The organism is Hallerella sp., assembly GCF_022776125.1.
Classification (GTDB): Bacteria; Fibrobacterota; Fibrobacteria; order Fibrobacterales; family Fibrobacteraceae; genus Hallerella; species Hallerella succinigenes.
Genome location: NZ_JALFIA010000091.1, coordinates 23,250 through 34,805 on the forward strand (window position 1 = coordinate 23,250; position 11,556 = coordinate 34,805).

Here is an 11,556-nt window from a genome sequence, read left to right on the forward strand (position 1 = left end):
TCAATTACTGAAGCGCGAGAATGCCTTTTTCAAAACGTTCTGCTGCGGCGGCGAGCGTATCCATCGATGCAGCGTACGAGAAGCGCACATAACCTTCACGGCCAAAGGCGCTGCCCGGTACAATCGCAAGTCCGACGGTTTCAAGCAAGTATGTGCAGAATTCGATCGAATCCGAAATGGTTTTGCCTGCCGGAGTCTTTTTGCCAAACAAGTCGCTGATGTCGGCGAACAAGTAGAAGGCTCCACCTGGAACGCGAAGGCTTACGCTCGGAATCGCGGAAAATTTTCCATAGAGGAAATCACGACGCTTGCGGAATTCATCGCGCATTTTGTACACGGTATCAAGCGGCATCTTCAAAGCTTCTTCGGCTGCATATTGGGCAATGTTCGACGGATGATGCGTCGTCTGGCCCTGAGCCTTGGCGATAAGCTTTGCAATTTCTTTCGGAGCAGCCACGTAGCCAATTCTCCAACCGGTCATGCAGTGAGACTTGGAAAGCCCGTTGATGACAAGCGTGCGTTCATACATGCCATCAAAGGAAGCGAGGCTCTTGAACTGGAAGGAATCGCTGTACGAGAAGTGCTCGTAAATTTCGTCCGAAATGGCATACAGATCGTTTTCCGCAATGACCTTGGCGATGCTTGCTAGTACTTCTTCGGAATAGAGCGTTCCTGTCGGATTTGTCGGATTGTTCAAAATCACGGCTTTGGTCTTCGGGGAAATCACCTTTGAAAGTTCTTCACCTGACATCTGAAAATCGTTATCCACCTTTGTATGAACAATCACCGGGACGCCGCCGAGCAGTTTGACGAGTTCCGGATAAGTGACCCAATAAGGTTCCGGAATGATGACTTCATCGCCCGGATTGATAATGGCGAGCAGGGAATTAAAAACGGCGTGCTTTGCACCGCTTGTCATAATGATTTGTTCCGGAGCGTATTCGAGGCCGTTTTGCGAACGGAGCTTTTCGCAGACCGCTTCGCGGACTTCGAGAATTCCCTGAGGAGCCGAGTAACGTGTCTTGCCTTGATCAATCGAAGCCTTGCCTGCATTGCGCACATCGATCGGTGTGTCCCAGTCAGGTTCTCCTGCGCCCAAGGAAACGATATCTTTTCCTTCTGCTTTTAATTTTTTAGCGAGGGTATCGACAGCTACGGTCAAAGAGGGGGCGATGTTCAGAATACGTTCTGAAAGGTTTTTCATCGATGTTTTCTCCTGCGAATCCGTCGGCGATCTAGTGCACCGGCGAGAAGCGGAAATACAAAGTTATGAGACAGCAACAGGCAAACCACTCCAAAGATGGAAATCATACCGATGGCGTGGATTCCCGGATGAGAGGAAAGAGAAAGGCCGAACAGCACAACGATCGTCAAAAGCTCGGCAAAGAAACAGGTGACGCCAGTCGTGCGCAGAATGTGGTAGATGCTTCCGGTCGAACGCTCGTAATAGGCGTTCCACAGCTGAATGGCGCCGTCTAAACTCATCCCGATCAAAATGGGGAATGCAAGACAGCTATATGCGGTAAGCGGGATATCCAAGAATCTCAAAAGACCCAAAAGCCAGAAGAAGGCGATAATCGGAGAAACAAGAGTGAAAAGCGAAAAGTAGAATCTCTTGTAAAAAAGGAAGGTCAAAAGGAAGACGCAGACAATGCCGAAAAGAATCGCCTTGTGGAAATGCGGAAGCGTCATGTTCAAAACGGATGCGCGGACGAGAGCGGTTCCCGTCATCGGATAGTGAAACGGTTCAAGTTCTTTCGCAAGACGTCGACAGGCAAGTCCGTCGTTTGAATTGAAGTTCGGGAAGATGAATGCGTATTCGGTAGAACCGCCAGCGTTTGCACCGAACAGCTTGCGCAGATTCATCGGAAGATCCTTTGAAAGAACCGGCGCCGCCTTCCAATCCTTGACGATCTTTTCAATGCGTGCGGAATCGGTGGGACTCAAGGCGCGTAACACAGACGGATCCAATTCGTTTTTGATTTCAGTCAAAAGCGAAAGCTTTTCCTGTTGATTAGAAGGCAAAAGGTTTTGGTAGATGGCTACCGCACGAATGCCAGAATTCGGATTGGATTCGCGTTCGCGGTTGATGCGGTTGTAGAAGCTTCTCGCCGTTTTGGAATTCGGCAAAATGACGACAATCGGATCGTAATTCAGGTAATTTGTTTCGCGAAGCAGGGAGTCTGCCTTCGCTGTATTCGGATGGTAGTCGGAATGCGAAAAATCGTAATCAAATTTGGGGTAAATACCACGGCTTGGCAAAATCATGCAAAGAAGAAGCACTGGGATAAACGCTTTCTTGAATCCGACGAAGGGGCGTTCCTTGAAATTTTCAACATGTCCCTTGATCTTTCCAAATACGAGAAACGAACGGTATTTTTTGGTGAGTTCAATCAAAGCGGGGAAAACAAGACTTGCTAGAGTCCAGTTCAAGATTGAACCGATTGCACCGAGAACACCGAGTTCCTGCATGCCTGCCAAAGGCACAAAAAGCAAGCCAAGGAATGCCGCCGCAAACGAGAAAGTCGAAATCGCAATCGTCGGACCAACGCCCAACAAGGCGCTTTCAAGGCTTAATTCGTAACCGAGACCATTGCGCTGCTCATCCGCAAAACGCGTCATCAAGTGCACGATTTGGCGGCAAGATATTCCCGGTAAAATCACCGCGAGAACGATCGAATACAGGTTGATTCTCCCAAAAAAGAGCCATGCCGCCGCAAGAGTCCATAAAAAGACAAGCGCAATCGGAATGATTGAAAGAATAAAGACTGCGGGCTGCTTTGCAAAACGGAACAAGAAGAATAGCGCAAGAATAACAGCAAGAGCGATGCCGGTAAAACGGGCTTCCGGTAAAATCCGCCAACCCTCGCTTGCGGTCTGGAAGACTTTTCCCGTCATATAAAGTTCGGCTTTTTCGCTTTCGGGTAAGCTTTCGAAAGCCCCCGAAACGATTCGGGTCAGCTTGCGCGAGGCAGAAAGATCAGAAACACGTGCCTTGGGGAAAACGCTGACGATACGCACCGTCCCTTTTTCGTTGGAATACATATTCCGGAGCTTTGAAAAATATTTGTCTTCAAGCTCTGCCAGGGAAAGCGAATCAGTGATTTCCCGGGTCAGGGAATCGCGGACTACCTTTTGCAGGGAATCGTTTGAAAGGAGATCGATGTAGAACGGACTGTTTTCAAACTTGTAACGGGATTGCAAATCCGAAATGCGGTCTCGGATTTTGCGCAGATCTTCCGTGTTTACATAGAGAAGCTTGTGCTTTTCAAAGAAGTCCATTTCGGACTTGTATTCGACGAAATTGATGTACCGGTTGCCTTCCAGTTCTTTGGCGAGCCCTTGGACGAGCCGCGAGTTCAAGGCGCTATCCTTGGACGTGATGACTGCAACTAGGGAACCGAATCCGCCGAAATTTTCCTCGACGATGGCGTTTGTCTTTTTGACTTCCGAAGAATCCGGCAGCATATCGATCATTCGAAGTTCCCATTTGAGATTTCGCACAGGATAAATCGAAAGAAGTGTCACCGCAAGAGCGATGCCAAGAACGATTTTTGGATGTTTGAGCGCGTTGCGCAAAAATCTTTGAAGTAGGGAAAACATCACTTCATAATCTAAAAAATGTAAAAGAAGACGATGAATGGAAATCCTTGTTTGGAACGAATTATTAAATTATTCTGCGTCATGAGAGTGGGCTTTATCGGAATTCTATTGTGGCTTGCTCTTCCGTTGTGGGCGGAAGAGGCTTCAAAGCCTGTGGAATCCCGGGGAGATTACTCGATGGCGCATTACGATCCAAATGACTCGACCGTAGTGGAAGTGGAGGAAGAAGAGCAGAAGGAAATGTCCGCAAAGGATTATCTGCTTTGGCCGTTTTCCCATATTATTCAGCCGGCTTTGGATCTTTTGGTGTATCCGTTTTCGGCTCCGGTCAAATATGCGGCGGAAAACCGAATTTTGGAAAAAAGTGCGGATCTAGCCGCTTTTGGACCTAAACGCAATATTTACATCTATCCGACGATGAACTTAAAGCCCGGAACGCGAACGCAGATCGGCATAGCCTACCGTCACCGGAACATGCTTTTTCAAAAGGATTATTTCGTAGCGAATGCGACACTTTTTGTCAATAGCGATATGAAGTTTTCGACCCGGTACACCAAACGAAACCTATTGGGATCGGATTTTGTAATCGGCGGGCGTTTGGACTTAACCTTGGACCGTGATGCGACTGTCGCTTTGCCGCGTTCTTTGACCCTTTTCGATACAGACGAAACCTTTATTTATACGGATTCATCCTATTCTGCCCAGTTGCGCCTAGGCCATCCGCTTCCATTTGTCCCCAATATGGATTTTCAGATTGAAGGGGAAATAGATCGTTGCCTATTCGATCTGCCGGACGTGCAAGATACGGTTTTGACAGATCATCCGAAGTTCAACCCGAATACGCATGGTCTCTACCAGAATTATTACCAGTTCCCGCTCAAGTTTACGCTCACCTATGATAATATAGACGCTCCTTTTGTACCGACCCGCGGTTCCCGTATTTCCGCAACCTGGAGATACGTAAATGTGACCGAATACGCTGGTGCGAACGTCACTTCAAAGTCCAATTCTCTTGACCACGACTACCAGGCGTTTGATTTTGTCGCCCAGCACTATTTTTATTTAGGAAAGGACGATTCCAAGTACGGGCTTACTGCGAAAGAAGCTCGTGAATTCCGTAAATTCTATACGGACTTTTCTTGGGACGAAACCCTTCGCCTTTGGCGCCCAGAAAACATCAAGAACACTCTCTTGAACCGTCGCGTTCTCGCAATTCAGTTCCGCATGAGGCAGATGTGGGAAATGGAAGAAGGAGGCGCTCCGTTTTCTGCTTTTTCGACTGCAGGGGGAACGTATCCCCTTCGTGGCTATACGCGTCGGTATGCGGACTTTGCGATGAAAGGGATTTCTCTTGAGTACCGCTGGCCGATCGATCGACTGGTGGACGGAGTCCTTTTTGATGAATACGTAAGCTACGGCAGGAATTGGTACTCTCTTGACGGCGACAAGCTTTTGAACTCCTGGGGCTTCGGTATTCGAGTCCGCAAGCCGGATATGTATTTGTTCCGTATCCAGATTGGATTCCATGGCTTTAATGGCTTTGCTCTCGTCTGCACGGTCGCGCCTGAATTCCAGTAAAATCGGTTAAAAGCCGTCCATTTCACTTTCCAATACACCGATTTCACATTTTTAGATGTTTTTTCAGTAAAAAAATTGCTATCATTAAGACAACATTTTTGTCCTAAAAAGGAAGGTCTAATATGGCTAGAAAGAAGATTGCGCTTGTTGGCGCTGGTCAGATTGGTGGTACAATGGCTCTCGTTGCTGCCCAGAAGAATCTCGGCGACGTCGTCCTTATCGACATTCCGATGACTCAGGGCATGCCGAAGGGTAAGGCTCTCGACATTATGGAAGGCCGTTCTGTGATCAACTCTTCCGTTGATCTTCAGGGTTCTACCGACTACGCAGCTCTCAAGGGCGCAGACGTCGTTATTGTTACCGCTGGTTTCCCGCGTATGCCGGGCATGAGCCGCGATGACCTTCTCGAAAAGAACTGCGGCGTCATCAAGACGGTTGCTGAAGCCATCAAGGAACACGCTCCGGATGCATTCGTGATCGTGATTACGAACCCGCTCGATGCCATGGTTTACAATATGCAGAAGCAGTCTGGTCTCCCGGCTAACAAGGTGATCGGTATGGCTGGCGTTCTCGACTCTGCTCGTCTCGCTTGCTTCGTCGCTGACGAACTCGGAGTTTCCGTCGAAGACGTGAAGGCTCTCGTTCTCGGTGGCCACGGCGACACCATGGTCAGCATCTACGAAAGTGTCTCTGTCGGCGGCATTCCGCTTCCGCAGCTCATGACGAAGGAAAAGTTTGCTGAACTCGCTAAGCGTACCGCTGGCGCAGGTGGCGAAATCGTGAATCTTCTCGGTCGCGGTTCTGCATTCTACAGCCCGGCAACTTCCGCAATCCACATGGCAGAAGCTTACCTCCTCGACAAGAAGAGCGTCTTCTCTTGTGCAGCGAAGCTCGACGGCCAGTATGGCGTGAAGGGTCTCTACTGCGGCGTGCCGGCAGTGATCGGCGCAAACGGCGTAGAAAAGATTCTCGAAGTCAAGATGAACGACGAAGAAAAGGCAGCATTCAACAAGTCTGTTGAAGCTTGCCGTAAGAACGCTGAATGGGTGGACGCACACACCTAATACGACCGCACGCGCTAATCGCATAAAAGAACATGTGGTAAGCGCTCGCTCTCGCAAACGCCCTCGGCTAACGCCCGAGGGCGTTTTGCTCACGTAAAGACCGCACGCGCTAATCGCGTAAAGAACGTGTAGTAAGCGCTCGCTCTCGCAAATGCCCCCGGTTTAACACCGAGGGCGTTTTGCTCACGTAAAGACCGCACGCGCTAATCGCATAAAGAACGTGTAGTAAGCGCTCGCTCTCGCAAACGCCCTCGGCTAACGCCCGAGGGCATTTTGCTCACGTCGCAGAAAAAACTGCAAACAAGAAACGCTCCGCTTTGCGGAGCGTTTCTTGTATAATGAGGAATGAAAAAGTAAGTGCGCACGGCTGCGCCGTGCTCCGCCTTCGGCAGTTTAAATGCAAATTTCTAAAGCGGTAAATTTTTGATGTGCTTGCGCGAAATTTTGAATTCAAAATCTCCCTTTTTTAAGATTTTTACTAAAACGCTAGACGAAGCGTTTTTTTTGTTACATTCTTTTGTAAGAATTTCAAAATCGGAGTCATTATGAAACTTCACTTGGGAATAAAATCAGCAGCGATTGCGCTTGGCGCAACAGCGCTTTTTGGGCTCAGCGCTTGCAGCGATGATTCGAGTTCCAATTCCAACGCATTGGATTTCGACGTTATCGAAACTTTAACCGAAGCAGATTCTTGCCGCGCAGAAATTGCGGGCGATTCGATTTTTGTAAAAGACGAAGCGCAAGTTTACGTTTGCAAAGATAGCGAATGGGTGAGAGCGGCCGCCGAAAGCGAAGAAAGTTCTTCATCCGATGAAAATTTGAGCTCAAGCGAAAACGATAAAAATTCCAGCTCCAGCGAAAAGGTAAAAAGTTCTTCAAGCGAAAAAGCGGGAAGTTCGTCGAGCTATAAAACTGCGAGTTCTTCAAGTGGCAAAGCATCAAGTTCTAGCGCAAAAGATAAAAGCTCCGATTCGAAATCTAGCTCCAGTCAAAAAGATAACAGCTCTAGCAGCGTAGCAAAGTCGAGTAGCTCTGAAGAATCAAAGCCGTTTACTGTAGAATATTCGCTTTCGCCGGATTCGTTGACGGCAGCGCAGTCGGTAAAGGTTATCGTTAAGGTTTCGAATGACGAAAATTTGGACCTGCGTTATTACCTGAGCAAAGAAAAGCCGGTGGTTTCAATCGGCGGCGGGAATGTCGATTGGACGGGCTCAATTAAAGACGGCAAAATTGCGAAGGAAGCCGACGGCACTTACAGCTTCGAAGTTTCCGAAGAAAACCAGATTGCGACGATTTACTGGGACAATTCGATTCGCGAAAAGGTTGAGACGATTGCGATTCCGCATGTGGATGTGACAGGCCCGGAAGCGCCGAGCCTGAAAATCGATTACGACATCGGAAACTTGACCGCAAACGTGACTGTTGTCGCCAAGGCGGACTTGGGCGGCCGCGTGAAAGCGGGACTTCAAAAGATCGAAGTAACCGTTGAAAAAATGGAAAGCGAAACGGTGACAAAAATTGAACAAACGAAGATTTTTAAGAATGTCGCCGAAGGCCAAGAATACAGCTTTACTACGAAAGCGCTGACTGGGAATGAAAATTACATTATCCGCGCGGTCGCCTACGACAAGGTCGAAAACAAGGGCAAGATTGCTTCGGAAGAAGTGAAAGCGTTATCGCAGAAATTAGGACAAAATATTACTGTCGGAAATGCCACGTACACGAAAACTGCGCTTGTGGCTGTAACAACGAAAAACGTGACGGTAACAGGTTCGGGCAGCGCTGGCGCCTTTGTCTCGGGCAGAAATGTGACTCTCAAGCCATATGCGATTGGAAAATACGAAGTAACGCAGGAACTTTACCAGGCGGTGATGGGCACGAACCCGAGTTACTTTACTTCAAGCCCTGCCAGCGGCGAAGTGCAAAAGTTGCGCCCGGTAGAAATGGTCAACTGGTTTGAAGCAATTGCGTTTACCAACGAACTGACGAAGAAAATGTTTGGTGCAAAATATTGTGTTTACTATTCCGATGCGAATTTCACGACAGTTTATACGAAGTCGGATGCTGCCAACAGCAAAACGCCGTACTTTGACACAACCAAGAAGGGCTACCGCCTGCCGACGGAAGCCGAATGGGAATTTGCCGCCCGTGGCGGAAACCAGTCCGCCAGCGCCTGGAGCTACACCTATTCGGGGTCGAACACGATTGGAAATGTTGCATGGTATACCGATAACTCCAGCAGCAAGACTCATGAAGTGGGCAAGAAGTCGCCGAATACCTTGGGACTTTATGATATGAGTGGAAATGTCTGGGAATGGAACTGGGACTGGTATGGCAGTAGCGTGAGTGGCTCTACACTTGTGACTGGTCCTATTTCGGGTTCTTACCGCGTGAGACGTGGCGGCAGCTGGCACGGCAGCCTTGCGTCTTACGCAACCGTGTCCGACCGCGACTGCTACAACACCCCGAGCAATCGCGACTACATCGACGGGTTCCGACTTGCTTATTCCCTGTAGGTTTATCCATCTGGAAATAGCCCTATAATCAACAACCGCGCCTGCAGACCGCAAAATCCGCAGGCGTTTTCGTTTTTTCAAAATTCTAAATTTGCCATATTTCAAAATCTCACTGGTTATCCTGATTAATCAAGTTCACGACGACTTTCACCATGATGTCTTTTTCATCGCTTTTGCTTTCGGCAATCATCAGCGTGAGGGCAACCAAAGTGTTGTCTGCGATTCGCTTGTGGCCATCGGCAGCGTACAAGATGCCGTTCTTTTCCATAAACCACAAGAAAAGCATTGCAGCGATGCGTTTGTTGCCATCGGTAAACGAATGATTTTTAATCACGAGATACAAAAGAGTCGCCGCTTTTTCTTCGACAGAAGGGTAGAGGTCCACACCTCCAAAGGTCTGGTAAATCTGTCCGATGGAACTTTTGAAACTTTCGTCTTTTTCGTTTGCAAACCAGGCGCTTTCGCCAAATTTTTTCTTTAATGCCTGAATTGCCTGCATCGCATTTTCATACGTTGCATGAAATTTTTGCTTCGTAGTCGTCTTTTTGACCGTTAACGTTTGGTAATCGTAATGGTCTAAAGTATCAAGCGCATAAACATAGTCCGAAATGACCGTGAACAATCCCGAATATTCATGCGTTGAAAGCTGATTTTGAAACGCAATCGTTCGACTCATCAACGCAACGACATCTTTCAAATCGTTGTAATGGTCCAGGCGATTCTGGTTTACCGCAAAGCCCTTGACAAGATAGTCTTTTAAAACCGAGGTCGCCCAGCGGCGGAATTGAACGCCCTGCTGGCTTTTGACACGGTATCCTACCGAGATGATGACGTCCAAATTGTAAATTTGAGTGGGACGATACTTGTACTGAGTATTATGCAAAATTTGCATATTACTTTTTTCGTTAATTTCGCCCTCGCTTATTGCGTTTTTGATATGACGAGCAATGACGGATTGATCTTTGTTAAACAGCATCACCATTTGCGCCTGCGTAAGCCACACGGTGTCGTTTTCGAGCTGGACATTTAATTCGATTTTTCCGTCTTAGGTTTTGTAAATTGCGATATTTGATTTTTGTGAATTCATAAATTCTCCATAAAAAATAGAGGTGCCTTTTGCGGCATCTGAAAAAAAATGATTTTATTATTTATTGGATGATTTGAAAGCGAATACAGGCGAGGGCATTCCTCGGCATTACTTGGCAAAAGCCGTCGCGCAAGTCGTGTTCTTGCGAGCTATCCTATATCACGTTCAAAAAGTGAAACGACTCGCCCGTGGATGCATGCGCCTCTGTCAGCGAGAATGATGATATCTTGGTTGAATCTAATAAAAATTCCAGAAAATTGTTGATAAAATGAAATTTACAAAAACATGAGTGTCACCCTGAGTGGAGTGCGAAGCATTTGCTTACTGTGTCATCCTGAGTGGAGCCGTAGGCGAAACGAAGGATCTAGATGTTCACAAGTGCTAGATCCTACCCCAAAGGGGTAATTCAACTAAGGAACTAAAGTTCCAAGTTTCATATATTCAATTGCCGCAAGATTTTGTTCGAGAAACATCGCCGGCGCAAATGAAAAGCCGCCCTTTGAAATGTTGACCGTGCGAATCTCAATTTGAGTTGGGTATTGACACTACCCAGTTGATGGCCTTCTTTTTAGTTGAAAAAATATAATCAATTTTTAAAGGTGTAAGGTTTGCGTCGTCATTCTGAGCGTAGCGAAGGGATGATACTTTAGTAAGCGCGTTTGCTATATTATTTCGCATGAAATATCTCATAGGCATTGGTGAAATTTTGTTCGATTGCTTGCCTTCGGGGAAAAAACTCGGGGGAGCGCCTGCAAATTTTGCATACCATGCGACACAGTGTGGGCGAAACGGCTGCGTTGTAAGCGCAATCGGTAACGATAACCTCGGTGATGAAATCGTTCGCATTTTGGATAACGTTCAAATGCGTCACCAGCTTGAACGCGTGAATTACCCGACAGGAACGGTGCAAATTTCGCTTTCAAAAGGCGGAATCCCGCAGTATGAAATTTGCGAAGGTGTCGCTTACGACAATATTCCCTATACAAAAGAGCTTGCAAACCTTGCGAAAAATGCCGAAGCAGTTTGCTTTGGAACGCTTGCCCAGCGAAGCCCTGTGAGCCGCGCGACAATCCAGAAATTCCTTGACGATGCCTGCGATGCAGTCCGCGTTTTTGACATCAACCTGCGCGAAAACTGGTATAGTAAAGAGGTGATTGTAAGCTCGCTTGCACGCGCAAACATTTTAAAAATTAACGACGAAGAACTCAATATTGTGGCGCCCATGCTCCTGGAAAACGACGAAGCACTCGCTTTGCGTGGGACGCACCTTGCCGCAGACAGAAAGTGCACAACCGAAATTTGCCGCAGGCTGATTTCAAAATTTGGCTTGCAAATGCTGATTCTTACTTGCGGTGCAGAAGGCTCGTTCGTGTTTTCTGCAAATGAAATCTCGGAAAAGAAAACGCCCAAAGTCAAGGTGGTCGATACCGTGGGCGCAGGCGATTCGTTTACCGCCGCATTCATCTCGCAGATTTTGAACGGGAAAAGCATTGCTGAAGCGCATGAGCGCGCGGTCGAAGTTTCCGCCTACGTTTGCACGCAACACGGGGCGATGCCTAAATATGTTATTATTGCTGTCCGGTAAAAGTTCCAACATAAGCACAATATGCTGAATACGCGCCGATTTCGACAGAAAGCGGTGCCTTTGCGTTTTGCGGGTCCCCTAGACAAGATTTAGCTGGAGCTGGCCGGGTGGTGAACGGCCCCC

At 47.7% G+C, this 11,556-nt stretch carries 7 protein-coding genes; 4 read left to right on the top strand and 3 right to left on the bottom strand.

Going from position 1 to position 11,556, the window contains the following annotated elements; genetic code table 11:
- Window positions 1-4 precede the first annotated feature (4 nt).
- Complete coding sequence (locus tag MR847_RS10950) at window positions 5-1,204, bottom strand: pyridoxal phosphate-dependent aminotransferase (RefSeq protein ID WP_287723760.1); 1,200 nt, start codon at window positions 1,202-1,204, stop codon at window positions 5-7.
- A complete protein-coding gene (locus MR847_RS10955) occupies window positions 1,201-3,603 on the bottom strand; it encodes an MMPL family transporter (protein WP_106520153.1) in 2,403 nt (800 codons plus the stop codon). The genes MR847_RS10950 and MR847_RS10955 overlap by 4 nt, the downstream gene beginning before the upstream one ends.
- A gap of 108 nt (window positions 3,604-3,711) precedes the next feature.
- Here MR847_RS10955 and MR847_RS10960 point away from each other — a divergent pair, with 108 nt between their 5' ends.
- The 3 genes from MR847_RS10960 (at window position 3,712) to MR847_RS10970 (ending at window position 8,761) form a co-directional block, all read left to right on the top strand.
- Complete coding sequence (locus tag MR847_RS10960; RefSeq protein WP_287723761.1) at window positions 3,712-5,181, top strand: BamA/TamA family outer membrane protein; 1,470 nt, start codon at window positions 3,712-3,714, stop codon at window positions 5,179-5,181.
- 122 nt (window positions 5,182-5,303) lie between these two features.
- Complete coding sequence (gene mdh / locus MR847_RS10965; RefSeq protein WP_287723762.1) at window positions 5,304-6,245, top strand: malate dehydrogenase; 942 nt, start codon at window positions 5,304-5,306, stop codon at window positions 6,243-6,245.
- Window positions 6,246-6,790: 545 nt separating this feature from the next.
- Window positions 6,791-8,761, top strand: coding sequence for a formylglycine-generating enzyme family protein (locus tag MR847_RS10970; RefSeq protein ID WP_287723763.1), 1,971 nt, complete (start codon window positions 6,791-6,793; stop codon window positions 8,759-8,761).
- 109 nt (window positions 8,762-8,870) lie between these two features.
- Here the strand turns inward: MR847_RS10970 and MR847_RS10975 are convergent, their stop codons facing one another.
- Window positions 8,871-9,797 (bottom strand): virulence RhuM family protein/type II toxin-antitoxin system death-on-curing family toxin, encoded by a 927-nt coding sequence (locus tag MR847_RS10975; protein WP_353846859.1) that lies wholly within the window; start codon window positions 9,795-9,797, stop codon window positions 8,871-8,873.
- A 727-nt stretch (window positions 9,798-10,524) separates the two neighbouring features.
- On the opposite strand from MR847_RS10975, the gene MR847_RS10980 reads away from it, so the two are divergent.
- Entirely contained in the window at window positions 10,525-11,433 is a 909-nt protein-coding gene (locus MR847_RS10980) for a carbohydrate kinase family protein (protein ID WP_287723765.1), read from the top strand.
- The last annotated feature ends 123 nt before the right edge of the window (window positions 11,434-11,556 follow it).